The organism is Arthrobacter sp. Soil_C_60 (genome assembly GCF_057656375.1).
Map to the genome: position 1 here is coordinate 312,666 of NZ_JBDGKM010000002.1, position 23,712 is coordinate 336,377.

Consider the following 23,712-nt stretch of genomic DNA (forward strand, 5'->3'; position numbering starts at 1 on the left):
GGCCGGCCCGGAGCAGCCGGCCGGCAGCGTTCGGACCTGTGCGGCGGAGGCCCGATGACAGGACTTCCACCACCTGCACGCAAACCCTCAGAATAGCTTTATGGCCGTCACAGATGTCTTCCTTGCTGCGCCCGAGCAGGCGTGCACCGTCGGCCGCCTGTTGTACGACTTCAACAACGAGTTTGAGACACCCGGCCCTACCGCCGAGCAGCTCTCCGCCCGATTCAGGTTCCTGCTGGTTCGCGAGGACGTGCTTGTACTCCTGTCCGGGACTGCTGAGGCTCCGACCGGGTTCGCCTTCCTGACCCTGCGGCCCACGCCGTATTACGACGGGACTCTGGCCCAGCTTGAGGAGCTCTACGTGAACCCCGACCTGCGGGACCAGGGCATCGGGACCGCCTTGCTAAAGACTGCGCTCCTGCGGGTCCGTGAGCGGGGCGCAGCCGAAATGCACATCAACGTCGATGAGGTTGATATCGACACCCGCCGCTTCTACGAACGCCATGGCTTCACCAACATCCAGCCCGGTCAGGACTACAGAATGCTCTGTTACCTTCGTGAGCTCTAGGTTCGGCGCCAGTCCGTACATCGCGGACGTCGGGCTGGGCCTCCTGGATCTCGCGGAACCTGGGTTGTGTGGCCGGCCGGGCCAGCCGCGGCCTCGACGGCGAGCTTTCCCGGACATGCGAAATGGCCTGAAGCCAGGCCTCCCCAAGCCAGCTCGCTTCAAGCCATTTCACTTGTTGCCGCGGATCTCGGGTGTTCCCACCCCGGCCGCGTTTACGGCCGCCCCCAAGGAAGACGCTGCGGACGGAACCGGACAGTTCTCCCGGCCGCTTCCGACGTAACCATTCTGGCCTCCCCTGTGGACCAGCACTACAGCACAATGGCCCCAGTCCTCGATTACTGGGGTGCGTCTGGGCTTCCGGCCGTCACCCCGTCCCCGCGATAACGGTGGAATTACGGGAAACTTGACGACAACCGACGACGGCGGCAATCGCCCGGGCGATCTTGGCGCCACCCTGGACCGACGGCTCGATGGGATTGGCGTAATCGCCGTCCTGGTTGCAGATCAGGCGCAGGTCGATCAGCGACAGGCCGCGGGCGAAGGCTGCGCGGGTGATGCAGTCATTGAAGAAGGCCGCGGCAGTCCTGATGATCCGGTAGTCGGGCCCGGATGCGGGAGTGTCATAGACCGTGCAGACCGCAGCGGGCAGCCCGGTAGCCGCGACTGCTTCCGCCATGGCCTCGTAATCCGACGCGAACCGGTCCTGCGCATCACCGAACCAGTGAAGAACTTCCGCCACGGAACGCGCGGGAGACTGCAGCAGGTAGGCGTAGCCCAGCGCGTCGTTTCCGCCGGCACTGATCACCAGATGGGTCGCGTCGCGCGGCAGGGAACGAAGCTGCCGCGGCACGCCTGAGATGACGTCGCCGTCGATGGCCAGGAGGGTTGCCTTCCACCCGGGCGGAAGTCCACCGCGGAGTTGATGAACGACGTCGGGGCCGCCTTCGACATAGGCCTTGTTGTCGAAGATGGAGTCGCCGAGCAGGACCACGTGGCCGCTTGACGCGTACAAGGGGTTCGCTTGTTCCTAGTGGTGGCCGGCCTTGGTGGTACCGAACATGAGGGTCTTGCGGCCAATGTCGTAGTACACGGTCTCCGCAGTGGAGAGCATGTCCTGCAGGTTATCGGCGTCGTCGGCATCGATGGTCAGCACTTCTTCCCAGGCGCCCTGATCCAGGACGAGCTGAAGGGTCCAGGTTCCCGGCTTGCCTGGCTCGCCGGCCACCCAGGTGAACTGGTAATGGCTGAGTTGGCGGACCTTGATGCTGTCATCGGTGATGGGTTGCTTGGGCGTGGGGGTCATGGTCCTGCTCCTTTAGGGCTGAAATCGGATGGCAGCTTCCCCAAGATGCTAAGTGTGCTTACCAGTTTCCATCATCGGCCAGCCGCTTTCAAGCCGTGTCCCGCGCGTCTTCGTGCAGCGTGATCGTGCTGGGCTTGTAGGGACGTCCGAGGGCACGGTAGTCCCACCCGTGCGAGGCGTAATGGCCCGCATCGAGGGCGTGCCGCCCGTCGAAGATGCGGCGGTGCCTGACGAGGGCTCCGAGAGCACCGGCGTCCGCGCGGCGGAATTCGTCCCACTCGGTGAGCAGCGCGACCACATCGGCCTGGGCAACCGCTTCTGCCAGCGAGCCGACGTAGTTGAGGTCCGGGTAGAGGCGGTGGGCGTTCACGTTTGCCTCCGGATCGTAGACCGCCACCACCGCTCCCTCGAGATAGAGCAGCCGGGCGACGTCGAGCGCCGGGGCGTCACGAACGTCGTCGGAATTTGGTTTGAAGGCCGCGCCCAGAGCGGCAACGCGGACGCCTGTCAGGTCTCCCCCGGAAAGCTCCCGGATGAGGTCTACCGTCCGCACGCGGCGGCGGTTGTTGATTGAATCCACCTCGCCCAAGAAACTCACGGCTTGCCCCACGCCCAACTGCTCGGCGCGGTATTTGAAGGCGCGGATGTCCTTGGGCAGGCACCCGCCGCCGAATCCGAGTCCGGGTTTCAGAAAGCGGCCTCCAATCCGGCCGTCAAGGCTCAGCGCCTGCGCGAGCACGCCTACATCCGCTCCGGTAGCTTCGCAGACTTCGGCCATCGCGTTGATGAAGGAGATCTTCGTGGCGAGGAAGGAGTTGGCTGCGACTTTGACCAGCTCGGCCGTGGCCAGATCCGTGATGATGACCGGCGTTCCATCGGCCAGCAGGGGGTTGAAGACGCTTCTCAACTGGCTTTCCGCCCATTTGGAAGCGACGCCGAAGACGAGCCGGTCCGGATGCAGCGTGTCCTGAACGGCAAATCCTTCCCGCAGAAACTCCGGATTCCAGGCAAGCTCAAGCTCGGTCCCGATCGGTGAAATGTCCTGTGCCAGCCGCGTCAGCCGCGCCGCAGTACCGATGGGCACGGTTGATTTGCCCACTAGCAGGGACTTACGCGTAATCCTGGCGGCAAGCTCCGTGAAGGCGGCCTCTACGTAGGTGAGGTCGGCAGCTGCGGATTCCGCTGCCTGCGGAGTGCCGACGCAGACGAAGTGGATATCGCCGAAGCGTGCAGCTTCATCGAAATCCGTGCTGAAGGCAAGGCGCCCCGAGGCCAGCGCCTCCGCCAGTTTCTCGGGCAAGCCGGGCTCGTAGAACGGGACCTTTCCGGCGCGGAGCAGCTCGATCTTGTCCTGATCGACGTCGACGCCGAGGACGTCGAAGCCCATCAGGGCCAGGCAAATGGCGTGCGTAGCGCCGAGATACCCTGTGCCGATCACCGTGGCTTTGGGCGCAGGAAGAGCAGGAATTGTGTTGTCCACGTGATTACTCTTTCTCTAACCGGTGCCGCAAGGCTCGTTGGATAGACCGCTTTCGGCTTCGGCGACTTTGTTGTTGCATTCGACGACGTTGTCGCGCACCGGGGTCAGCGCGTACCCGTAGCCGGGGCCGTTGACCTCCGCGGTGTTGTTGCGGAAGACGTTTTCGGTCCCCCACCCATCGACTATTTCGTGGGTCTGGAAACCGTCCTCCGGTGAATTGCTGCCCGAGTTATCCGCGATGGTCCATCCTTTGCCTTTCACATCCACCCAGGAGTCTGCCGCGTCAATGTCCGAACCGTCGAAGGTGTTGTTGCGCAGCACCCCGTCGGAAGTTCCTTCCTTGATATCGACGCTTTCCGAGGTGGTGCCGGAAATGGTGTTGTCCGCGATCTCGTTGCGGTCGCTTCTGTCGGGCTCGCAATTGCTGATGTCGCACCAATTGCTCTCTGCCGTACCGATGTAGATTCCTTCGCCGAACTTCGGCTTGCGCAGTCCGGTATCCGTGATGGTGTTGCCGATCACTTTGTTGTCCGTGCTGAATTTCCGCAGGTGGATCGCCTCATCGCCGATGTGGCTGACCGTCAGGTTCCGCAGGATCGAGTTGGTGGTCTCGTCGACCATCACGCCCTTTTGCCCGTTACGGACCGCAAACCCGTCCAGCACCCAGTAGGACGCCTGCTCCAGATGGAAAACATACCCATCCTCCACGTCAGCGCCGTCGAGAATGCTCTTGTCCGTTCCGCACACCGTGATGGGCTGGTCCGCGGAGCCGTCTCCGGTTGCCGAAAAGTTGCCGATGTACTCGACCTCGGCAAGTTGTATAACGGTGCCCGGTCCGGCATCCGCCAGGGCGTTGTCCAGCTCGGTAGCCGTGGAAACTGTGATGGTCGCCGCCGGACAATCCGCTGCCGGAGCGTCCGGAACTGCCGGAGCTGAAGCCGGAGGTGCCGCGGGTGCTGAAGCTGCCGGAGGCGCCGCCGGCGCAGACCCGGGCTGCGCGTTTACGAGGCCCTTCGTCAGGAAGACGATCAGTCCGGCAACGAGTATCAATGCAAGCACCGAGGCCGTCAGGACCACCGGCCGCTTCAGGACGTTCACCGCCGCTGCCCGACGTCGTCAAGGGAGACTATGCCCTTGCTGAGGGAAGTCAGCGGCACCCGCTCCGCATAAGGGCTGCGGATGGTCGTGTCCTGCCGCTTGCGCCGGCCGCTCATGGCCGTCACCAGCAGGAGCCCGCCAAGCAGGAGCCACACAAAGGTGAGTGGTTGGAAGACAAAGTTGACCGCCCTTTCAAAGGTGTAAGCCGGACGCCAGCCCAGCAGATCGTTCTCCCCAAGGGCAGCACCGCTGGACTCTTCGTCCCACACTGCGCTCGATCCGAAGCCGGAAATCACGTTGCTCGCAACGTTGGTGCCCCGCACATCGCCGCGCAGTGTTAGGCCGTGGTTCGAGATGGAATTCAAGGTATTCCCGGAGACCGCGGCACCGGAGTTCCGGACGTAGATGCCGGTGTCACCGCCCCGAATGTCATTGTGGCGGACGGCAGTGGAGGCACCGGCCTCACGAAGGGCGATCGACTGCTGCACTTGGTTGCGTAGATTGTTGGCGAAAATATTCACTCTCTCGGCACCATGGCTGACCACCACGCCCACATTGTTCTTCACGATAGTGTTTCCCCTAACTTCCAGGTTCCTGCCTCCGCTTATTTCTATGCCGTACCTTTTGTTGTCTTCGAAGGTGCTCTGAATGATGCGGTTGCCGCCATAGATCTTGACTGCCGTTCCGACGGCGTTCGGTCCGTCCGCGAGCGGCCGCCCGTCGAGGGAGATGCCGTTGCGGCCATTGCCCCGGGATGTGCTGTCCTTAAGCACCACGCTTGTGGTGGATCTGCCGATGGCAAAGCCGTCTACGAAATTGTCCGTTGATGACGTACGCGTGATGGCCGCGTCGGTGACAGCGCGGTGGAGGACGAGTCCGTCGACGAGGCTTCCGCTGATGGCCGTGTCCTCGATGGCAACGTCCCGGGCGTTCGTCAGGAACAGGCCGAAAGCGTTGTTTTCGATGGTCACGTTTTTGATGCCGGCGGTCACGATGCTGTAGTCCTCGCCTGTTTCAGCCGCGAGCGCTGTGAGTTGGTCCTCGGGCAGCAGCCGTGCCCCTTCCGCTGCGGCGGCTTCTGCGTGGGCCGGCGGAGGCGGTTCGTCGCCGAAAGTACCTGCGGTGTCGGTACCGGTCAGCGAGAGGCCGCCGGTATTTCCGCTCCAGAATCCCAGGTTCGAGATGTGGGCATGTTCAAGGGAAGCGTGGCCGCCGAGGAGCCGGATGTAGGCACGGCCATCGTCCGTCCTCCTGTCTGCTGCATCGCCGTCGTTGTTCCAGCTCGTCAGTGAAACGTCCGCGGCCTTTGAACCGGCGATCGTGAGGGAGCCTCCGAGGGCGACGATGGAAACAAAGGATTCCGCACCGCTGAGCAACCGGATGTCCAGGCCTTCCGCTTCTTCGGGTGCGATCAGGGAAAGGTTCGCACCGGGAAGAACCACAATGCTTTCCGACAGCAGATAGGAACCGTCCTTTTGCCGGACGAAGGCTTTCGGCGCGAGCTTGAGCAGATCGTCAACGGTGTAGGGCTTCTCCCGCCCGGGCAGGACCAGTGTGTAGGTGGACCCGGTGCGGAGCCGGTACGGTCCTTTCAACCCGCTCACTCTCCAGCGGGCGGCGGAAGCGATGGTCCGCACGTAAACAAGCCGTTGCTCTTCGCGCTCTACCAGCTGAGCCTCGCTGGCCGGATCACCCGGATAGATATCGCCCTGCACATTGCCGTTGCTGGCGATTTCATTGCGGCCGAAGGCGTCATTGGACTCGTCGGTCCGGACGTTGGCTACGTAGATAATGCCTGCCGCCAGCACCCCGATGACGACGACGGCGGAAACGATCATGACAACCGGCTGGCGGAACATCATGTAGTTGCCTCCCGCACGCCGAGGCTTTGGGCGTTCTGGCCCTCTCCGCCAACCTGGTCCGCGTGCCGGGTGAGCCAGCCCTGCTTGTTCATCGTCACGAAAGCGTAGACCTTGATCGGGAGCGCTATGAAGATGACGGCAACAGCCACCACCGGCAGGATCAGGATATCCCTCGGATGCCGTCGCAGATGGGAGATGCCGCGGATCCCCCGCCCGAGAAGAAGCCAGCACACGGCTGCGGTGACTCCGAAGGTGTTGAGTTCGAGCCGGCTGAAGATGAGGTAGAACATGGTCAGCCCCATGGTGACCGGGGTCAGCAGAATCTGGAGCACCGTCACTTTGGTGATGAACGGAACGTGCCATAACCATCCGCTGGCCATGGCCGTCAGGTAGCACCGGTAGGAGTTCCGGCTCCACCGGATGCGTTGTTTCGCGAAGGCACGGAAGCCGGCAGGGAACATCGACAGCGCACGCGCCGTGGACTGGTGGACCGTCTTGTAGCCCGAGGCCAGGACCAGCCAGGTAAGGCGCCCGTCGTCGCCCGAGATGCAGCGACGGCCCATGAAGTATTCGTTTTCCAGGTGCTCAAGCACCGGAAGTACGGCCTCGCGCCGGTACACGGCGGTCCGCCCGGAGAGGCAGGGCACGGCACCTGCCCGCCCCATCGCCGGGACATAGTCGAGATAGCGCAGGTTCACCAACCAGTCCGCCACCTGCCGCCATAGGGTTGTATCCCGCTTGTACACGTTCTGGTGCGTCCCGACGGCGCCGACTAGTGGATCCTCGAACGGCATTTGAACGTTGTCCAGCAGTCCAGGCTGCCACCAGGTGTCCGAATCCGTCAGGACCAAAAGCTCGTAGCGGGCCAGCCGGATTCCGGCACCCAGCGCCGAGCGCTTGCCTACATGGTGGAACAGGATGGGCTTCACCGTTGGATCATCCAGCGCCCTGATCCGCCGGTATGCCTCCAGGTCCTCGACGTCGAGCACAATGATGATTTCATCCGGCCATTGGGCCCGCCAGGACTCCAGCGCGCTCATCAGGATGCGCGGATCCTCGTGGAAGGACGGGACGATGACCGACGACGTGGCGCGGTAGCCGGTGACGATGGGCCGGGCCTTGCGGGACAGGATGAACCGGTAGATCCACAGGCCCCAAACGATCGCTCCTGCTACTGCGACCGGAATGTACGGAGATACCTCTGCGTAAAACCTGCTTACCGCAGCCCAGTCCCAGTCCGCAGAAATGGGAAGGACATTGCGATCATCGGTGAGCGAAAGCATGCAACTCCCTAGCCAGTCGTGGACTTCAGCAAGAAGGCGAGCGAAAAGCGCATACTTTGTGCATCAGCGCCCCGTTACCCCTTAGCAGATGCCTGCCTCACATCCTTCAGGCACAGGTCGAAGGTGGCCAGCCTAGGTTTGGGGGTCGCTTCCCCTCAAAATCAGGGGGGCAAAGGTTCCCATTTGCCCCAGCTGTTGCCGGCCGTACCCAAACACCTCAAACGTGTCAGGGTCCATCAGCCCGAAAGTCAGCGCAACAAGGAAGCCGGCGGCCGTTATGGCCCGCGCGCGGGTTCAGGTTCAGGTTCCGCAGAAGGTTCGGTACGGGCCGAAGCTTTCCGGGGCGGCGGAGGCGTACCGCTCGAGGCCGGGGCGCTCCTCGAAAGGCGCGGTCACCGCGGCCAGGAGTTGGCTGAACGGCTCCAGGTCGCCGTCGACAGCGGCGGCGAGGGCCTCCTCGACGAGGTGGTTGCGGGGAATGTAGACGGGGTTGGTCCGGTCCATCAGGTCTGCATCCGGGTCGAGTGCCCGCCAACGCTCGGTCCAGGCGTCGAAGGCTGCCGGGCTCGGGAACATGGATCGAGCAGGCCCGGCGTCGCCATGGGCCGCCTTGGCGAGGCTCCGGAAGAAGGACGTGTAGTCCACGTGGCCTTCCTGCAGCAGAGTGAAGATCTCGTCCACCAGCGGCGAAGCGACGTCGTCGTCGAGGCTGTCGGGCAGACCGAGCTTGGTCTTCATACCGGTCAGCCAGGCAGCGCTGTACTGACCATGGAAGGCGCCGAGCGATTCCTGTGCGAGCGCGACGGCCTGTTCCTGGTCCTCGTGGAGCAGAGGCAGCAGAGCCTCCGCGAGGCGGGCGAGATTCCACTCCGCCACCAGCGGCTGGTTGCCGTAGGCGTAGCGGCCGTTTTCGTCGATCGAGCTGTAGACCGTGGCCGGGTCGAAAGCGTCCATGAAGGCGCACGGCCCGTAGTCGATGGTCTCCCCTGAGATGGTCATGTTGTCGGTGTTCATCACGCCGTGGATGAAACCCACCAGCATCCAGCGGGCGACCAGCGACGCCTGGGCGGCAACCACTTCTTGGAACAGGGCGAGATAGGGGTTATCCGCGTCCGCCGCTCCGGGATGGTGGCGTGCGATCGCATGATCGGCGAGGCGGCGCAACAGGCCGTCGTCGTTCATTGAACGGGTGTACTGGAAGCTGCCCACGCGCAGATGGCTGCTTGCCACGCGGGTGAGCACGGCTCCCGGCAGCAGGGTCTCGCGGCGCACCGGCCGCCCCGTCGCAACCACGGCGAGGGAGCGGGTGGTGGGGATGCCCAAAGCGTGCATCGCCTCGCTGACCACGTACTCGCGCAGCATCGGACCGACCGCGGCCAGTCCGTCGCCCCCGCGGGCGAACGGCGTGCGGCCGGAACCCTTGAGATGGATGTCCCGGAGGCCGCCGCCGGCGTCGGCGATTTCACCGAGCAGGAGAGCGCGTCCGTCGCCCAGACGCGGCGAGTAGAAGCCGAACTGGTGGCCGGCGTAGCCCTGGGCAACCGGAGTGGCACCGCTGGGTACCGTGTTGCCGATCAGCAGGCGCAGGCCCTCGGCCTTCCGCAGGGACGCGGGGTCGAAGCCCAGCTCCGTAGCCAGCGGCTCGTTGAGCACGAGCAGCTGCGGGTCGGGAGCTTCCTCCGCCTGCCACGGAACGGCCAGCTCCGCGAGCTCGCGGGCGAACTGGCCGTCAAAGGTGACGTTTGACTGGGCTTCGACACTCATCTATCCAGAATACCTTCGGCGATTGGGCGGGTTTCTGCGCTTTTGGGGCAGGTTTCTCAGTGCTTGAGCAGCCCCTCGAAGATGCGCTTGGGCCGCTGCATTTCCCCGTGCTTCGCCCCCAGCACGATGACGGTTCCGGCGAAGACCGGGATGGTCCACTGGAGCGCCTTCAGCTGTTTCTGCGCGGCCTTCAGCTCAGCTGACGCTGTGGGTGCCGGCTCGGTTGCACCTTCGGCCCCTTCGCCTGCCAGCTGCTCGACTTTCTTGCCAAGAATGCCGGCATAAAGCGTGACCAGGGCGCCGAGCAGGGTGACGCCGGTCTTGACAACCGTGAGCCGGGTGGCGCCTTCCTGTTTGGCCATTCGCCCCTTGTTCTCCCACATCAGCGGCAACCCCGCCATGATGTGGGATGCGAAGGCAGCAGTCTGCACCGGCGCCCATTTCTTCCAGCCAAGGCTGGACAGGCGGGTGCGTTCGGCAGGATTCTGTGCCTTGGCTGCAGCTCCGTTGAGTCCGACGGCTCCCATCAGGGATCCTCCGAACCACGTGGCTGCCGTGAGGTCGTGGACCGACCGTGCGAAGAGATTTCCGGACATGTTGGGCTCCTATGGATGGTGGCTGGAGTGGGCTGGGTTACTGATGGCCGGCCTTGGTGGTACCGAACATCAAGGTGCGCCGGCCGATGTCGTAGTACACCGTCTCTGCCGTGGAGAGCAGATCCTGCAGGTTGTCGGCGTCGTCGGCGTCAAGGGTCAAGACTTCTTCCCAGGCGCCCTCGTCCAGGACAAGCTGCAGGGTCCAGGTGCCTGGAGCTCCCGGCTCGCCGGCCACCCAGGTGAACTGGTAGTGGCTGAGTTGGCGAACCCTGATGCTGTCATCGGTGATGGGTTGTTTTGGTGTGGGTGACACTGTTCCGCTCCTTCTCTGGCAAGACTCGTTGGGATACCCTGCAGAGGTGCTAAGTGTGCTTACTACCTTCCATGTTGGAAGGGCCGTTTTCAAGGTCTGGACCCGGATTGGCAGAAAATCCGGCGGGCGCTGGGCGAGAGGCGGGAAGCACAACGAAGCCCCCGGAAGGGATCCGGGAGGCGCATGGTCCGTCTCGATGAACGGTTAGGTGCGAAGGCGCATCAGCCTGACCTCCGGAATCCCGTCGAGGGGCTCCGTGAAAATATTTTCACGCTGTCGTCCAGTGCTGTCAATAACCTGTAATTTTCCTTCCGGGACTCCTAGGGTGGGGCTAAACAAGAGGTCCGGTTAGGGGTGGTTGGTCGGTGGAGGTCTGGGCAGGCAGCGCGTATCCCTTGGGTGCCACGTATGACGGCAACGGTACTAATTTCGCGATCTTCAGCCAGGCCGCTATGTCCGTCCAGCTCTGCCTTTTTGATCAGCACGGACAGGAAAACCGGATCGAGCTGGAAGCCGTGGATGCGTTCGTGTGGCACTGCTACTTGCCCCATGTGCTCCCCGGTCAGCTGTACGGCTACCGGATCGAGGGCCCGTACAATCCGGCGGCCGGACTCCGGTGCAATCCCCATAAGCTGCTGCTGGACCCCTACGCCAAAGCAGTATCGGGGGACATCGAGTGGACCCCCGCAATGTTCTCCTACAACTTCGGCGACCCGGACTCCTACAACAACCTCGACTCCGGCGCTTCCACCCTCAAAGCCGTGGTCATTAACCCCTTCTTTGACTGGCAGGGCGACCGGCCGCCGAACATCCCGTACAACGACTCGTTGATCTATGAGGCGCACGTCCGGGGCCTGACCATGCTCCACCCGGAGGTGCCGGAGGAGGAACGGGGCACCTTCGCCGGAATCGCCCACCCCGCCGTCGTAAGCCATCTGCAAAAGCTCGGGGTAACCGCCATCGAGTTGATGCCGGTGCACCAGTTTGTCCATGACAGCGTGTTGAAGGACAAAGGCCTGAGCAATTACTGGGGCTACAACACCATCGGATTCTTCGCGCCACACAACGGCTACAGCTCGACGGCGGTACCCGGACTGCAGGTGCAGGAATTCAAAGCCATGGTGCGGTCGCTGCATTCCGCCGGGATCGAGGTCATCCTGGACGTGGTGTACAACCACACGGCAGAGGGAAACCATCTGGGCCCCACCCTGTCCTTCCGCGGGATCGACAACGCCGCCTACTATCGGCTCGCGGAGCATGACCGCCGTTACTACATGGACTACACGGGTACCGGAAACACACTGAACGTCCGCAGTCCCCACTCGCTCCAGCTGATCATGGACTCGTTAAGGTACTGGGTGACGGAAATGCACGTCGACGGGTTCCGGTTCGATCTTGCCTCGGCCTTGGCGCGGGAGTTCTACGAGGTGGACCGGCTCTCCAGCTTCTTCGACCTCGTCCAGCAGGACCCGATTGTCTCCCAAGTGAAGCTGATCGCCGAGCCGTGGGACGTCGGGCCGGGCGGCTACCAGGTGGGCAACTTTCCCCCGCTCTGGACCGAGTGGAACGGCAAGTACCGCGACGCCGTCCGGGACTTCTGGCGAGGGCAGCCCTCCACCCTTGGCGAGTTTGCCTCGCGGCTGGCAGGTTCCGCTGACCTGTATGAGCGTTCCGGCCGGCGGCCCGTTTCCTCGATCAACTTCATCACCGCGCACGACGGCTTCACCCTCCGGGATCTGGTGTCCTACAACGAGAAACACAACACGGCCAACGGCGAAGACAATAACGACGGCGAATCCCACAACCGCTCGTGGAACTGCGGCGCGGAAGGTCCGACGGACGACAAAAAGGTCCTTGCCCTGCGCGCCCGGCAGCAGCGCAACTTCCTGTCCACGCTGATGCTGTCCCAAGGTGTGCCCATGCTGCTTCACGGAGATGAACTGGGGCGGACGCAGGAAGGGAACAACAACGCCTACTGCCAGGACTCCGAGCTCAGCTGGGTCAACTGGCACGAGAACGACCAACCGCTGGCCGAATTCACCGCCGCGGTCAGCAGGCTCCGCCGTGAGCACCCGACCTTCCGGCGAGGACGTTTCTTCGAAGGCCGTCCCGTGCGCCGGGCAGAGGGTGAACCGCTGCCGGACATCGTCTGGCTGAATCTGGACGGAACGCCCATGTCGCCGGACGATTGGGACCGGGAGCTTGCCTTGGCTCTGGGCGTCTTCTACAACGGTGCCGACGTCGGCAAAGACAGCCGCGGCCGCGAAATGACCGATGACAGCTTCCTACTGTTTTTCAACTCCAATGAGGACTGGGTGATCTTCACGCTCCCGCCCGAAGAATACGCGGCGGAATGGGAGCAGGTTCTCGATACCGCCGGCCAACGTGCAGGCGGGAAAATACTGCAGGCCGGCGGGGAAATCGACGTCGCGGCGAAGTCGGTCCTGGTCCTCCGCACCTACAGTCCGCCGGAGGAAGAACCCGACCATTCCGTAGCCGCGTCCTTGGCCATCCTGACGCGTTCGAAGCGGGGAAGGACGGTGGCCCGGGCGCTGGAGCGCGCCTAGCCCGGGAGAACTCAACCGGGAACATGGTCACCAGGGCCGTTCAGAGGTACCCGTTCCGGTGACGGCGGCCTTCCCGGGATGCCGGCGTGTCTGCTGCCGCAACCCGGTCGGAGCCTGCTTCGCCGTGAGCCCCGGGTGCGGCCCCGGCCGGGCGCAACTGCTGCCGGAGCGTGAGCGCCCGCTTCGCAATCTCCTGCAGGGCAAGGGTCGTCTGGATTCCGTGGTAGAGCCCTTCCAACCAGCCCACAAGCTGCGCATGGGCAAGCCGCAGTTCGGCATCGGAGGGAATGGTATCGGCCGGGAAAGCAACGCTGACCCGGGCCAGTTCCGCCGCCAGCTCAGAGTCGATCCCCCGCTGAAGTTCCAGCACGGACCTCTCATAGATCTGACCCAGGCGAGAGCGGGCAGGGTCATCCAGGGGTGCGCTTCGCGCTTCCTCCAAAAGCTGCCTGGCCATGCTGCCGATCCGCATCACTTTGGCGGGCTCGTCTACCCGGCCGTTCTGCCCTACCGGTTCGGAAGCGGTAGCATCCCGATCTCGGACGTCCCTCACGACCATGCCTCCCTGATCAGCCAAACTTGAGTCATTGCGACTCAACTATGATCTGCATAACGGAAAGTGCCGGCTCCCTATTCCAAAATCATCCAAGTTGCTCGGACTCCTCGACGTCTCCCTCGGGCACATGCTCCTGACCGGTCTCAACAGACAAGCCCGCGGCTATTGCCTCGGCGGTCCGCCGGTAGCTTTCCTCAAGAAACGCCTCCAGTTTCGCCCGCTCCACCCTCCACTGATGCCGGCCGCCTACCCGGATGGCGGGAAGGTCACCGGAGCGGACCAGTGCGTACGCCTGGGCCGGACTAATCTGCAGGATCTCCTGGACGTCTGTGAGCTTGAGGAACCGCTGTTGAGGTGCATCTGTCATGCTTCTGACTTTAATCAATGCAAGGCAAGTTATGGGACCCGGTACAGTTCACCAGGCGTACGGTGAGCGCTAGTCGGTGGCCCCGTGGGGATAGTCATCCTCGTCGTCGCCGGCTATTGCCCTGGCCTGCTCGAGGCGGTCCGCTTCTGCCGCCTCAGCAATGGCCTGATCGCTTGCGCGGATATCGTCTCCGGCCACCGGCGTTGCCGGAAGCTGCTGTTCCATCCGGTCAGCCTCCGAACCTCCGGGAAGCGGCGGATCAACAAGCGCCGGCTCCGGACCAGCAACAGGATCGGCAGCCGGGTCATCCGGCAGAACCGGCGTCTGCTGCTCCAGCCAGTCAGCGTCCGGGCCACCCTGCACGGCCGGCGGTTCTTCTTTCTGCATGATCTCCTCCTCATCGATGCTTTACGATGCACTTCGTCGTTGACCGGGCGAAAGCTGCCACTTTGTATCTGCTATTCCTCACCATGCCACGGAGTCCGCCCCAGGCGATAGAGCCAGTAGCCGCCCCGCTGATGGCAAGAGCGCCGATGGCACCGCTGCCGGTTACCAGATGCAGCAAACCGAGGATGATCAGCCCGAACCCCGCCGACACGGCCAGTCCGTGCGGAACTGATCCAGGTGGAGGCAGGGTCTGCACTAGTCCGGAGCGCAGCGTCCGTGCCAGCTGCGAATCAGCTGGGCTGAATTCCCGGTCCAACTGTTCAAGCCGTCTTCGCTCCTCATCCGCCCTTGAGGCACATCTCGGGCTGCCGGCGGCCGTCGTGGGCATGACGGTCTGGAGCGGTTGAAGTTGCTCAGGGTGTTGACCCTGCCGGGGTGCGCGTTGTACAGAATCTTTAGCAGGTCGCGCTCTGTTGTGATAGGTGAGTTAGGAGGGCAGCGGTATGGCTGAGCGTTTGGAGTTCGGTACCGGCGACCGCGATGCCAAGTCGGAACGGACCGGCGATAACACCGGGCGGGTGCCGTGGAATACCGGCATGCCCGGGCAACAGGACAGCGGGCGGGAGCCGGACCGTCGGGCCCGCTGGATCCGGCAGTTGCTATGGACCCTGCTCAGTGTCTCCAGCACCGCGGTCAGGGCGGGCAGATCCGTCCGTGCAAGCGCCTGGTCGATCCGCTCGTAAACGTTCTCCGCAACCAGCTTCTGCTCAGCGTCCACCGATACACCTCCATCCCGTTCGCGCACGCTTCCAGAACCTGTTCAAAAGCAGTACTAAATGACGCTACGGGCAAATCCCGTCCGTCCGCGGCTCCGGTCTGCCGCCTGACTGCTACAGCCTACGTGGGCTAGGCAGAACAAGAAGCCCACGGAAGGGATCCGTCAGGCCAAGTGCTCAGGTCGGCCTCCGGAATCCCATCGAGGGCTCCATGACAGATGTTTGTTTCGGGCCCTCGGGCATTGTCAAGGGCAGGGAGCAAGCGGTTTCCCGCGCGTCTGGACGCTGGAGCCTGCAGGCCCTAGAGCTCTTCTTCCGCTGTGTTGCGGAGCAACTTCATGGCTTCGCGGATCTGCTCGCTGGCTCGCATGCCGGACTCCACGATGCTCATGTACTCGGGCGGAAGGCAGATTTCGAACCCTTCGTCTGCTCCGAGCATCCGGATGACGACCAGTGCTTTGATCATTTCGACGGGCGGGAGCAGATACCACCCTCCTTCTGCCTCGATTTTTTGCTGACCGCTGATGGCGCCGACGAGGTCGTTGAGCGCCCGCCACCCATCGCTGGTATTGCCCTTGTCGACCCGGAAGGCTGCATAGCGGCCGCCTTCAAGGTACCCCTTGTCCAGCCCTTCGACGTTCGGCCACTCGTAGTCAATCCAACGCGGCTTCATGGGCTCAGGGCTGCCCAGTCCATCGATTTCATTGATGGTCCGCAACTCGTAGTGCTTGTTCACACGCTCTACCGTTGTTCCTTGAGCTGTTCCAACACCTTCGACAGCTGCGCCAGTACCCGTTCCGCCTCTGCGAAGCTTAGGTCCTCGGGATCTTCAAGGTGGATCAGGATACCGGCGCCGGGGGTCCATGTGGTCGTTACCCTGCCCTCCGAGGGGCCAATCCAAGCGGCGAAGCCTAAAAGATCACGAGGTGCCGCGAAGAAGCCGGCAGGGGCTACCGGGACGGCGGCTTTATTCTTATCTGGCACCAGGAGTGTCCCTCTCATCGTTGACCGCTCCCGCTGAACTTTTGGCGGCATCCAGGTCTCCGTCCGCCGCGACGCTGTTGGCAATAAAGTCCATACGGTCTGCCGGAGTGAGGGTTTCGTCCTGTTGGAGTTCTTCGATTTCGTCGCTGTCGATGTTCTCGTTCGGGTTCTGCGGGTTGTAGGTCATTGCTGGCGCCTCCCTGCCCAGGGAACTCTTGAAGTTTGCCCGCTTCAGCGTCGCGACAGGCTCTGACAGCACCCGCGCGCTGCCCTCAGCGGCACGAGGAAGGAGCTGCGCCAGAGCCTATAGCGGATACTAAGGGTGCTTTTTATTTTGTCGTATTCGACGCGGTGCTACAACCCCTTGGTTTGTTAGCCGCGCTTGCCAAGTACTCCGCTGCTGCGGGAATCGGATTCGGGTGATTGGTCCCCGCCTCCAACATGATCCCGGGGCCACTTGTTTACCCAATGATCTATTTTGCAGCTTGCCGTTCCGCGGCGCTCCCCCGTGGTGAACACTAAAGATATGCGCAGCTTTGGCGTCGAGGAAGAGCTGCTTCTCGTGGACGCAAAGACCGGAGTGCTGGCCCCGGTCTCCGAGCAGCTGCTCGGGGACAACCAGCAGGCAGATCCGTCCAAGCCAGGGACGGCGGATTCCCCGAATGCCTACACCGGCGCGCTTGTTCCGGAGCTGAAGCAGGAACAGCTTGAAGCCGTGTCGGCACCGTACAAGGACCTGAGGAAGCTGGCAGCAGGCCTGCGCGCGGGCAGGGCCGAGGCCGACCGGCAGGCCAAGCGGTTCGGTGCCAGGGCCGTTGCGCTCGGCACCTATCCGTTGCCGGCTTCCACTCAGCTGGTACGGCGCCCGCGCTATCAAGCGATGGAAGGCCGCTACGGGATGACACTGCGCGAGCAGCTCACCTGCGGCTTCCATATCCACGTAGGCGTAGCTTCCGACGACGAAGCCGTTGCGGTCCTTGACCGGATCCGGGTCTGGCTACCCGTCCTGCTTGCCCTGAGCGGCAACTCCCCTTACTGGCAGGGCGTCGACAGCGGCTACGCCAGCTTCCGGTACCAGGTCTGGAAACGCTGGCCCACTGCGGGACCCACCGATCTTTTCGGGTCTGCCTCCGCCTACCACAGCCTTGTGCGGGTTCTCCTGGACTGCGATGTACTGCTCGACGAGGGAATGATCTACTTCGATGCCCGCCTCAGCAGACGCCAGCCCACCGTGGAAATCCGCGTCGCCGACGTCTGCCTCGAGGCTGACCACGCCGCGGCGCTGGCCGGCATGTGCCGGGCCCTTGTCGAGACGGCGGCACGGGAGTGGCTTGACGGCCGCCCACCGCTGGCCGTTCCGACGGAACTGCTGCGGCTCGCGTCGTGGCGGGCAAGCAAGTCCGCCGTCGCTGACGATCTGATCCATCCGTTGCGGAACGGGCGCTGTCCGGCACGATCCGCCGTCGGCGCTTTGCTCAAGTACGTGGAACCGGTCCTGGCCGAAACCGGAGACCTGGAACCGGTCAAGCATCTGGCCAGCCGAATTGTCCGCACCGGAACAGGTGCAGACCGCCAGCGGGCTGTCTTCGCCCGCCACGGCAAGCTCACCGACGTCGTCTTCGACGCCGTCCGACGCACACATCTGCCTGTCACATATCTCTGACCTGCGCCGGCGCAACAGCCCGGAAAAGATACGACGGCGAACTCTGGAGAGTAGCCGGGAAAGTGCCCATAATGTGAAGGAAAAGCACAACTCCGCGGCCAGGTGCTGAACACCCGGACCGCGCCAAGGAAGAAGACTTCGATGCCGTTGTCGGACGATGAGCGCAGGCGCCTCCACGAGCTCGAAGAGGAGCTCGCCGCGCAAGATCCGCATCTTGCCCGAAAGCTGGGCGCCCGGAGACTATCCAATAGACCGGATGCTCGAAAGGTTTACGGTTTGCTGGTCACAATCGCCGGTCTTGCCCTGGTCATCCTGGGTATTAGCCTGCAGCTCACGATACTGGGGGTCGCGGGGTTTTTGGCCGCAGGGGCGGGTGCTTACATCTTCCTCGATAGCTTCAGCCCGCACTGGCCTTCCCCGGGCCGAAAGACCCGCGTTTAGGGTTCGTCCACAGAGAGGATCCACAGTGCGGGCAAGAAATTCCGTCGTCGTTGTTACCGGAGCTTCCTCTGGAATAGGGCGCGCCACTGCTCTCCGCTTCGCCAGCAAGGGCGCAAAGGTTGTCCTCGCCGCCCGGCGTGGACCGGCGTTGGAAAAATTAGCGGCCGAGTGTGAACGGCTGGGCGGCGAAGCCCTTGCCGTCCCGACGGATGTCAGCGACGCCGAGGCGGTACAACGGTTGGCAGAGCAGGCAGTGGACCGCTTCGGCCGGATCGATATCTGGGTCAACAACGCGGCCGTGGGCGTCTTCTCACCGTTCCTGGACGTACCGCTCGAGGACTTCCGGCGGGTTATGGACGTCAACGTCATGGGCTACGTCCACGGCTGCAGGGCCGCGCTGGAACAGATGCAGGCGCAAGGATCCGGCGTCATTGTGAACGTCTCATCGGTTGTAGGGGAAATTGCCCAGCCCTATACCTCGGCCTACTCGATGTCCAAGGCTGCGGTCCGGGCGTTGGACGTAAGCCTGCGTTCGGAGCTACGCCTCGCAGGCAGGAAGCGGATCAAAATCTGCACGGTGCTGCCGGCGACTATTGATACCCCGTTCTTTGCGCACGGAGCCAACTACACGGGGCGGAAGGTGCTGGCCATGCCTCCGGTCTACGCACCTCAAAAAGCAGCCCACACCATTGTCGACGTCGCGCTTTCGCCTCGCGCAGAAACAATCGTCGGACCGCTGGGACGTGCGATGGCGTTGCAGCACAGACTCACTCCACGCGCCATGGAGACCATGATGGCGGTACAGGTCGACAGCGCGCAACTGTCGCGTAAGGAACCTGCCCCACCATCAACGGGAAACATCCATGAGCCCTTGCCCGATGGTCCTGCAGCGACAGTGGAAGGTGGATGGCACGGAAGACGAAGAACCGCCGTGCGCAAGATGGCTGGGGCATTGCTGATCTTTGCGGCGGCCAAGGGATTGGGCCGCTTTGTGGCGCGCCGTACCGGCTGAAGGCCCAACCAGTCTTCGCTGAAGCCTTGACCGCATGAAGGTTTAGGCGTGAAATAGTTGCACCTCTGCTTACGGCTAAGCAACTGCCACGGCACCCCTCCTGCAGCGGCCATCCATCGCAATACCTACGCAACGCCGCTTCAGGTAAGCACGGAGGAATCACCATGATCCTGTCGAGCCGTCCGGCTTCACGCATCCTGGCAACCTTTGAAATCCATTGCCCCGCCTGTGACCAGATCAGCCAACATCGGCTGATGGAGTCGGCCAACCAATCCGCGGCCAGAGCCGACAGACCTGGCGTCTTGGTCTGCGCTAGCTGCGGGGCTTCGCAGAACCTCACAAGACCGGAAAGGCAACGTGCCCTGGAATATGTTGCGTCTAACCGGTACGCGTCATGACCACGGGGGAAGAAGTCCGCACCGGCCACCGGTCCGCTCCAACCGCAGGGACGGAATTGTCCTACAGCGGCGGGCCACTCGCCGTCGTTATTCCCCAGTCCTGCACATACCAGTACTTCGATGACCATAGACGTTTCCTCGTCACCTCTTTGGAGCTTTGGGAGGACAAGGTCATCATCCACGTCCACTGCCCGACGGCGATGGAAACCACGGCGCTGTCCGACATTCTGCTTCAGGACAACATCGGGACCCGCTACCAATGCACCTCGAAAGACACGGTGGGCCATAGCGCAATGTTGACGTTTGCACCGGCTGCGCCAGGAGGAATCAGGACCCTGGCGGTCCGCCCGCAGCACGCTGGTTCAGGTTCCCCGTCCTCGGGTTTCGTTGCTGCTGTACGGCTCGACGCTGCTGTTCCAAGGGGCGGAAGGTTCCGGAGGCTACGATAGCTGCAGGTGTCCCGGTGTTGCTTGTGCGGCAATACCGCGGTCAATGAGGTGAAGTGCTTGACCATATGGGTCGCTGTTGCCCTGAGGCTCGTTTAATACTTTGGATAACTGGCGGAGCAGATCGGCACTTCTCCTCACCCAATGGACGAAGGTACCTGCTGACATATCCATCGTCAGCAGGACTTCGCCGAGGCTTTCTCCGTTTGCCCACGCGTACATGGCATGCGCCAGCCCTCCCTCCGGTTCAGTGGTCGGCGGAATCATGTGCCGTTCTTCCGTAAAACGGAGATCGGTCCAGATACTCATGATCTTGTCTAGGGAGAGCTCCAGCTCCCGCGTAGGCATCTTACGGCCGCTACCCGGTACGCTGCGGCTGCTCCGATACACCAACACAGTAGATAGTGCTGCAAGTTCCGCAGGACTGAGGGCATCGAGAATGCCGGCGTCGACGACCAGGCAGGTCAGCAGGTCCCTTTCGCCGTATATCTTTCGCAACTGCTCGCCACGGCTGCTGATCGTCAGGTCCGTGCCCGCCGACTCAAGGTAGCCATAGTGCGTAAGAACTTCGATGATGCGCCCGAAGCCTGTTGGAATGTCGAGCACGCCCTCGTCTGTCTCCTCCCAGCCCCCGCTTTCAGGCTCATCGATGCATCCATCCGGTTGATCCTCCTCTTGGAGACGCAAACCGGAAACTTCTCGGCGGAGCATCGCCTGCTGGTTCTTGGCAGAGTGATCGGCTTGGAACTGCGCGAACGATGCGCGGAGCAGGTCCAGAGATGCATCCCGTCCCAGCCGTGAAATCAGGTTGGCGCTCATGTTGTAGGTGGGGCGGAAGCTCGAAATGAGCGGGTAGGTACGCCGGGAAGCAAGAGCTGCCACAGCGGCAGGATCTACTCCAGGCCTCCACAGAACGACTCCATGTCCTTCTTCGTCCTGCCCGCGGCGACCGGCCCGGCCTGTCAACTGCGTGTATTCGCCAGCCGTTAGGGGAACCCGCGTCTCGCCGTTGAACTTTTCAAGCCTTTCCAGCACCACGCTGCGCGCAGGCATATTAATCCCCAGCGCCAAGGTTTCCGTTGCGAAAACAACTTTGAGCAACCCGTCCGCAAACAGGTTCTCGATGACTTCCTTGAACGCTGGGAGCAGGCCTGCGTGGTGAGCCGCGATCCCCCGCCGCAAACCCTCGCGCCAATACCCGAAACCTATAGCTTGAAGGTCCTCCGACGACAGCGAAAACCGGGCTTGATCGACCCTCCTGATAATTTCCCGGCGCTCCTTCACGCTAGTAAGCCAGAGCCCGGAAGCCACACAACTCTGGACTGCTGTCTCGCACCCCGCACGCGAGAAGATGAAAGTGATGGCTGGCAGGAACCCCGCGCGGCCTAGGCGTTTGAGCGTCTGTGCCCACGGCGTTTTACCTGTGGTGCGCCCGTAGTCATCCCACTGTCTCTCGAACTGCCTGGATCTGCCGCGTTTCTGTTCCACGTCCTCTGAGTTAGAGGCAAGCAGTGATGCAGGTTCGGACAAAGCCATAAGCTCGTGGTTGAGTGCAGCTTCATTTCGGATGAAGCCGGGACTGTTTTTCCCGGCTTCATCAGAGGGTGTCTGATCGTCGAAAAGATCGAATATCTCGTTGCCCACCATTAGGTGTTGAAACAGCGGCACCGGCCGCTCTTCGGAGACAACCACAACGGTTTCGTTCCGAACAGTTCCCAGCCATGCCCCGAATTCCTCGGTATTGGATATGGTTGCGCTCAAGCAGATGAGGCGCACTACTGGCGGCAGGTGGATGATAACCTCTTCCCACGCTGCGCCCCTCAGTCGGTCGGCCAGATAGTGCACTTCATCCAATACAACATAGGCGACATCATTCAGAGCCGGTGATTCTGCATACAGCATGTTCCGCAGGACTTCGGTGGTCATTACGAGGATTTGGGCATCCGGGTTCAGGCTCAGGTCACCAGTCACCAGCCCCACCTTGCTGGCCCCGTTTGCTCGTGCCAACTCGACATATTTCTGATTGCTCAGCGCCTTGATGGGCGTGGTGTAAAACGCCTTCCCGCCTTGCCGTAATGCCATATAGACCGAGAATTCGGCGGCCACAGTCTTCCCGGCCCCTGTTGGCGCGGCGACTAAGACGTCGCGCCCCGATTCCAGTGCGTGGCAGGCCTCGACCTGGAAACGGTCCAGGTCAAATTCGAGGCCACGGCGGAATTGATCCAGTCGGGTTTCGGCCATCGGGTTACCCTCGCCCAGCACGCACCTCCCATCGATGTCGGCTGTTTGCCTAGGAGCCAGATTCCAGTGCGAGAGGAGTTTCGCTGCTGGGCGCCTGGAGCGACAGGGGGGAATCCATCACCAGTTCATTAAGCGCGTGGGAGAGTAAGTCGCGTTCTTTGACGGGCAGGACCCCCTTGCCGTCAATGTACGAGGCTATGGCAGCTTCGGAATCAGTTCCGCCGATACTCAGGTAATGAACCCAAAGCCTGAAGACGCTTGAGCCTACTTCGTAAAGCACGGCAGTGGTCAAGATCTGCTGGTCTGCTTCGTTCACTTGTCCGCACCTTTCGAGAAAGTTGAAACTGCCGGTTCTGCGAAAGACGTCGGCCCGGCGCCAGCGCCGGGATCTACTCGTCGAACCGAGTCTCTATCTCACGTTCACGACTAACAGAGGCAACGATCGTGGCCGCGACTTCGCGAAGCTTAACGTTACGCGTACTGGACGCATTCTTGAGGATCTTGAAGGCGGCTTCCTGGCTGCAGCGGTTTTGTCCCATGACAATTCCGACGGCCAGATCTATGGTGGTCCGCGATTCCATAGCGGCCTTCAGATTGTCCCGGGCATCGCTGAGATGGGCCATGCGCACAGAAAGATTCAGTGCTTTGGAAGCCCTCATGGCATAACTCTCGGCCCGATAGATGGCTTCCCCGGAAAAGCCATTGGCCCACCCGGCGTACAGGTTGAGGCCTGCGCCCGCTTCCCCGTCCAGGCCCAACGGAACGCCAAGAATAGACCTGACCCCATGATCCTTCACCGCTTCGATGTACTCAGTCCAGCGACCCTCGGTATCCACGTTCGGAACGAGCACGCTTTCATTCTTCCGGATCGCTGTAAGACATGGGCCGTCCCCAAAGGTGTTCTGCAGTTCATCCAGCACCCGGGCATTTTCATCGCTGCTGGCAATCGTGACTGATTTCTTCCGCCGCACAAGGGTAATGCCGCAATAAATTTTCTCTCCAGGCTCACAGAGCCTCGCAGCCGAAAAAACGGCCAGTTCATGCAGAAAATGCTCAACATCCGAGCTGCTAAGAACCAGATCTTGCAGATGCTCGGTGATGCCTGTATCGAATAGCTCGTTCGTCGCCTCGGCCATGAGAAGGCCCCGTTCCTAATGGATGCAGGCTGCCGTCCTAATGAAATTCAGAATGGAACCCGGAATATGGGGCCGCGCACTGCACCACGGCTACTTTCAGCCTACATCTCTAAACCGGCTTTAGGGGCTTCCCGTCCGGGTTGCCCTCATCGTTGGCTCCGCGGGCGGGGCTGCTCCATATCCCAAGTGGGGCAAGCCGCAGGGTTACTGAAGGCCCCCTCGCTATCGCGATCAGCGGTGCCTACCCCGTCGCCCCCTGAAACCACAGGCTTGGACGGGTACCGCCTGCAGCACGGAGCAGAATGCAGGCCCAAGTGACGTCAAACGCCTCGGCATCAGCGGTAGAGAATAGGACATCGCGAGCTTCTCGCAATGCCCCGGGATGTTCAGCCGTTGTCTCCAGGGCTGTGGCGGGAGTTGCTTTCGGTGGTTAGAGTCTTCGCATGGTGGCTGCGCAGAAGGTGGCGCTGA

Annotated in this window: 25 protein-coding genes; 6 read left to right on the forward strand and 19 right to left on the reverse strand. The window is 62.4% G+C overall.

Going from position 1 to position 23,712, the window contains the following annotated elements; genetic code table 11:
- Positions 1–100: 100 nt before the first annotated feature.
- On the forward strand, positions 101–568 hold the full coding sequence (locus AC3A4M_RS05165) for a GNAT family N-acetyltransferase (protein ID WP_498734360.1): 468 nt from the start codon (positions 101–103) through the stop codon (positions 566–568).
- A gap of 364 nt (positions 569–932) precedes the next feature.
- Here the strand turns inward: AC3A4M_RS05165 and AC3A4M_RS05170 are convergent, their stop codons facing one another.
- The 9 genes from AC3A4M_RS05170 to AC3A4M_RS05210 form a co-directional block, all read right to left on the reverse strand.
- Positions 933–1,580 (reverse strand): SGNH/GDSL hydrolase family protein, encoded by a 648-nt coding sequence (locus AC3A4M_RS05170; protein WP_498734361.1) that lies wholly within the window; start codon positions 1,578–1,580, stop codon positions 933–935.
- A 15-nt stretch (positions 1,581–1,595) separates the two neighbouring features.
- A complete protein-coding gene (locus AC3A4M_RS05175; RefSeq protein WP_264668847.1) occupies positions 1,596–1,871 on the reverse strand; it encodes a hypothetical protein in 276 nt (91 codons plus the stop codon).
- 88 nt (positions 1,872–1,959) lie between these two features.
- Positions 1,960–3,351, reverse strand: coding sequence for a UDP-glucose dehydrogenase family protein (locus AC3A4M_RS05180; RefSeq protein WP_498734362.1), 1,392 nt, complete (start codon positions 3,349–3,351; stop codon positions 1,960–1,962).
- Between the two features lie 15 nt (positions 3,352–3,366).
- Positions 3,367–4,449, reverse strand: a complete 1,083-nt coding sequence (locus AC3A4M_RS05185; RefSeq protein ID WP_498734363.1) for a NosD domain-containing protein — start codon at positions 4,447–4,449, stop codon at positions 3,367–3,369.
- The gene (locus AC3A4M_RS05190) at positions 4,446–6,311 is read right to left on the reverse strand and encodes a right-handed parallel beta-helix repeat-containing protein (protein WP_498734364.1); all 1,866 of its coding nucleotides are present in this window, start codon (positions 6,309–6,311) and stop codon (positions 4,446–4,448) included. The genes AC3A4M_RS05185 and AC3A4M_RS05190 overlap by 4 nt, the downstream gene beginning before the upstream one ends.
- Complete coding sequence (locus AC3A4M_RS05195; protein WP_498734365.1) at positions 6,308–7,594, reverse strand: glycosyltransferase; 1,287 nt, start codon at positions 7,592–7,594, stop codon at positions 6,308–6,310. Before AC3A4M_RS05195 ends, AC3A4M_RS05190 begins: the two co-directional genes overlap by 4 nt.
- 300 nt (positions 7,595–7,894) lie before the next feature.
- A complete protein-coding gene (locus AC3A4M_RS05200; protein WP_498734366.1) occupies positions 7,895–9,358 on the reverse strand; it encodes a protein adenylyltransferase SelO in 1,464 nt (487 codons plus the stop codon).
- A 56-nt stretch (positions 9,359–9,414) separates the two neighbouring features.
- Positions 9,415–9,954 (reverse strand): hypothetical protein, encoded by a 540-nt coding sequence (locus AC3A4M_RS05205; RefSeq protein WP_498734367.1) that lies wholly within the window; start codon positions 9,952–9,954, stop codon positions 9,415–9,417.
- Between the two features lie 37 nt (positions 9,955–9,991).
- Positions 9,992–10,267 carry a hypothetical protein gene (locus AC3A4M_RS05210; protein ID WP_498729078.1) on the reverse strand — a complete coding sequence of 92 codons (276 nt, stop codon included), beginning with the start codon at positions 10,265–10,267 and terminating at the stop codon, positions 9,992–9,994.
- A 365-nt stretch (positions 10,268–10,632) separates the two neighbouring features.
- Here AC3A4M_RS05210 and glgX point away from each other — a divergent pair, with 365 nt between their 5' ends.
- Complete coding sequence (gene glgX / locus AC3A4M_RS05215) at positions 10,633–12,834, forward strand: glycogen debranching protein GlgX (protein WP_498734369.1); 2,202 nt, start codon at positions 10,633–10,635, stop codon at positions 12,832–12,834.
- Between the two features lie 40 nt (positions 12,835–12,874).
- Here glgX and AC3A4M_RS05220 read toward each other — a convergent pair whose 3' ends face one another.
- From AC3A4M_RS05220 to AC3A4M_RS05235, 4 genes are all read right to left on the reverse strand, one after another.
- Positions 12,875–13,393, reverse strand: a complete 519-nt coding sequence (locus tag AC3A4M_RS05220; protein WP_498734370.1) for a proteasome activator — start codon at positions 13,391–13,393, stop codon at positions 12,875–12,877.
- An 82-nt stretch (positions 13,394–13,475) separates the two neighbouring features.
- The gene (locus AC3A4M_RS05225) at positions 13,476–13,757 is read right to left on the reverse strand and encodes a helix-turn-helix domain-containing protein (protein WP_498734372.1); all 282 of its coding nucleotides are present in this window, start codon (positions 13,755–13,757) and stop codon (positions 13,476–13,478) included.
- Positions 13,758–13,826: 69 nt separating this feature from the next.
- A complete protein-coding gene (locus AC3A4M_RS05230; protein WP_498734374.1) occupies positions 13,827–14,144 on the reverse strand; it encodes a hypothetical protein in 318 nt (105 codons plus the stop codon).
- Positions 14,145–14,154: 10 nt separating this feature from the next.
- Positions 14,155–14,532 (reverse strand): DUF3040 domain-containing protein, encoded by a 378-nt coding sequence (locus tag AC3A4M_RS05235; protein WP_498734376.1) that lies wholly within the window; start codon positions 14,530–14,532, stop codon positions 14,155–14,157.
- 115 nt (positions 14,533–14,647) lie between these two features.
- On the opposite strand from AC3A4M_RS05235, the gene AC3A4M_RS05240 reads away from it, so the two are divergent.
- A complete protein-coding gene (locus tag AC3A4M_RS05240; protein ID WP_498734378.1) occupies positions 14,648–14,887 on the forward strand; it encodes a hypothetical protein in 240 nt (79 codons plus the stop codon).
- Between the two features lie 334 nt (positions 14,888–15,221).
- Here AC3A4M_RS05240 and AC3A4M_RS05245 read toward each other — a convergent pair whose 3' ends face one another.
- The 3 genes from AC3A4M_RS05245 to AC3A4M_RS05255 are packed head-to-tail and all read right to left on the reverse strand — an operon-like array spanning position 15,222 to position 16,091.
- Positions 15,222–15,656 carry a hypothetical protein gene (locus AC3A4M_RS05245; RefSeq protein WP_498734380.1) on the reverse strand — a complete coding sequence of 145 codons (435 nt, stop codon included), beginning with the start codon at positions 15,654–15,656 and terminating at the stop codon, positions 15,222–15,224.
- Positions 15,657–15,661: 5 nt separating this feature from the next.
- The gene (locus tag AC3A4M_RS05250; protein WP_498729083.1) at positions 15,662–15,904 is read right to left on the reverse strand and encodes a hypothetical protein; all 243 of its coding nucleotides are present in this window, start codon (positions 15,902–15,904) and stop codon (positions 15,662–15,664) included.
- Positions 15,894–16,091, reverse strand: coding sequence for a hypothetical protein (locus AC3A4M_RS05255; RefSeq protein WP_498734382.1), 198 nt, complete (start codon positions 16,089–16,091; stop codon positions 15,894–15,896). The genes AC3A4M_RS05250 and AC3A4M_RS05255 overlap by 11 nt, the downstream gene beginning before the upstream one ends.
- Before the next feature lie 339 nt (positions 16,092–16,430).
- Here AC3A4M_RS05255 and AC3A4M_RS05260 point away from each other — a divergent pair, with 339 nt between their 5' ends.
- The 3 genes from AC3A4M_RS05260 (at position 16,431) to AC3A4M_RS05270 (ending at position 19,020) form a co-directional block, all read left to right on the forward strand.
- The gene (locus AC3A4M_RS05260) at positions 16,431–17,567 is read left to right on the forward strand and encodes a carboxylate-amine ligase (protein WP_498734384.1); all 1,137 of its coding nucleotides are present in this window, start codon (positions 16,431–16,433) and stop codon (positions 17,565–17,567) included.
- 141 nt (positions 17,568–17,708) lie between these two features.
- Complete coding sequence (locus AC3A4M_RS05265; protein ID WP_498734386.1) at positions 17,709–18,008, forward strand: DUF3040 domain-containing protein; 300 nt, start codon at positions 17,709–17,711, stop codon at positions 18,006–18,008.
- A gap of 25 nt (positions 18,009–18,033) precedes the next feature.
- Positions 18,034–19,020, forward strand: coding sequence for an SDR family oxidoreductase (locus AC3A4M_RS05270; RefSeq protein ID WP_498734388.1), 987 nt, complete (start codon positions 18,034–18,036; stop codon positions 19,018–19,020).
- An 838-nt stretch (positions 19,021–19,858) separates the two neighbouring features.
- Here the strand turns inward: AC3A4M_RS05270 and AC3A4M_RS05275 are convergent.
- The 3 genes from AC3A4M_RS05275 to AC3A4M_RS05285 all read right to left on the reverse strand — a co-directional run bounded on the left by AC3A4M_RS05275 (position 19,859) and on the right by AC3A4M_RS05285 (position 23,241).
- Positions 19,859–22,105 carry a DEAD/DEAH box helicase gene (locus AC3A4M_RS05275; RefSeq protein WP_498734390.1) on the reverse strand — a complete coding sequence of 749 codons (2,247 nt, stop codon included), beginning with the start codon at positions 22,103–22,105 and terminating at the stop codon, positions 19,859–19,861.
- Positions 22,106–22,154: 49 nt separating this feature from the next.
- Positions 22,155–22,421: a hypothetical protein gene (locus AC3A4M_RS05280; protein WP_498734392.1), complete on the reverse strand. Its 267-nt coding sequence runs from the start codon at positions 22,419–22,421 to the stop codon at positions 22,155–22,157.
- A 73-nt stretch (positions 22,422–22,494) separates the two neighbouring features.
- Positions 22,495–23,241 (reverse strand): GAF and ANTAR domain-containing protein, encoded by a 747-nt coding sequence (locus AC3A4M_RS05285; protein ID WP_498734394.1) that lies wholly within the window; start codon positions 23,239–23,241, stop codon positions 22,495–22,497.
- Positions 23,242–23,712 lie beyond the last annotated feature (471 nt).

Coding starts and splice junctions, on each gene's coding strand:
- AC3A4M_RS05165 (WP_498734360.1), top strand. CDS start 101: ATGGCCGTCACAGATGTCTTCCTTGCTGCGCCCGAGCAGGCGTGCACC.
- AC3A4M_RS05175 (WP_264668847.1), bottom strand. CDS start 1,871: ATGACCCCCACGCCCAAGCAACCCATCACCGATGACAGCATCAAGGTC.
- AC3A4M_RS05190 (WP_498734364.1), bottom strand. CDS start 6,311: ATGATGTTCCGCCAGCCGGTTGTCATGATCGTTTCCGCCGTCGTCGTC.
- AC3A4M_RS05195 (WP_498734365.1), bottom strand. CDS start 7,594: ATGCTTTCGCTCACCGATGATCGCAATGTCCTTCCCATTTCTGCGGAC.
- AC3A4M_RS05200 (WP_498734366.1), bottom strand. CDS start 9,358: ATGAGTGTCGAAGCCCAGTCAAACGTCACCTTTGACGGCCAGTTCGCC.
- AC3A4M_RS05205 (WP_498734367.1), bottom strand. CDS start 9,954: ATGTCCGGAAATCTCTTCGCACGGTCGGTCCACGACCTCACGGCAGCC.
- AC3A4M_RS05220 (WP_498734370.1), bottom strand. CDS start 13,393: ATGGTCGTGAGGGACGTCCGAGATCGGGATGCTACCGCTTCCGAACCG.
- AC3A4M_RS05225 (WP_498734372.1), bottom strand. CDS start 13,757: ATGACAGATGCACCTCAACAGCGGTTCCTCAAGCTCACAGACGTCCAG.
- AC3A4M_RS05230 (WP_498734374.1), bottom strand. CDS start 14,144: ATGCAGAAAGAAGAACCGCCGGCCGTGCAGGGTGGCCCGGACGCTGAC.
- AC3A4M_RS05235 (WP_498734376.1), bottom strand. CDS start 14,532: ATGCCCACGACGGCCGCCGGCAGCCCGAGATGTGCCTCAAGGGCGGAT.
- AC3A4M_RS05240 (WP_498734378.1), top strand. CDS start 14,648: ATGGCTGAGCGTTTGGAGTTCGGTACCGGCGACCGCGATGCCAAGTCG.
- AC3A4M_RS05255 (WP_498734382.1), bottom strand. CDS start 16,091: ATGACCTACAACCCGCAGAACCCGAACGAGAACATCGACAGCGACGAA.
- AC3A4M_RS05260 (WP_498734384.1), top strand. CDS start 16,431: ATGCGCAGCTTTGGCGTCGAGGAAGAGCTGCTTCTCGTGGACGCAAAG.
- AC3A4M_RS05265 (WP_498734386.1), top strand. CDS start 17,709: ATGCCGTTGTCGGACGATGAGCGCAGGCGCCTCCACGAGCTCGAAGAG.
- AC3A4M_RS05275 (WP_498734390.1), bottom strand. CDS start 22,105: ATGGCCGAAACCCGACTGGATCAATTCCGCCGTGGCCTCGAATTTGAC.
- AC3A4M_RS05285 (WP_498734394.1), bottom strand. CDS start 23,241: ATGGCCGAGGCGACGAACGAGCTATTCGATACAGGCATCACCGAGCAT.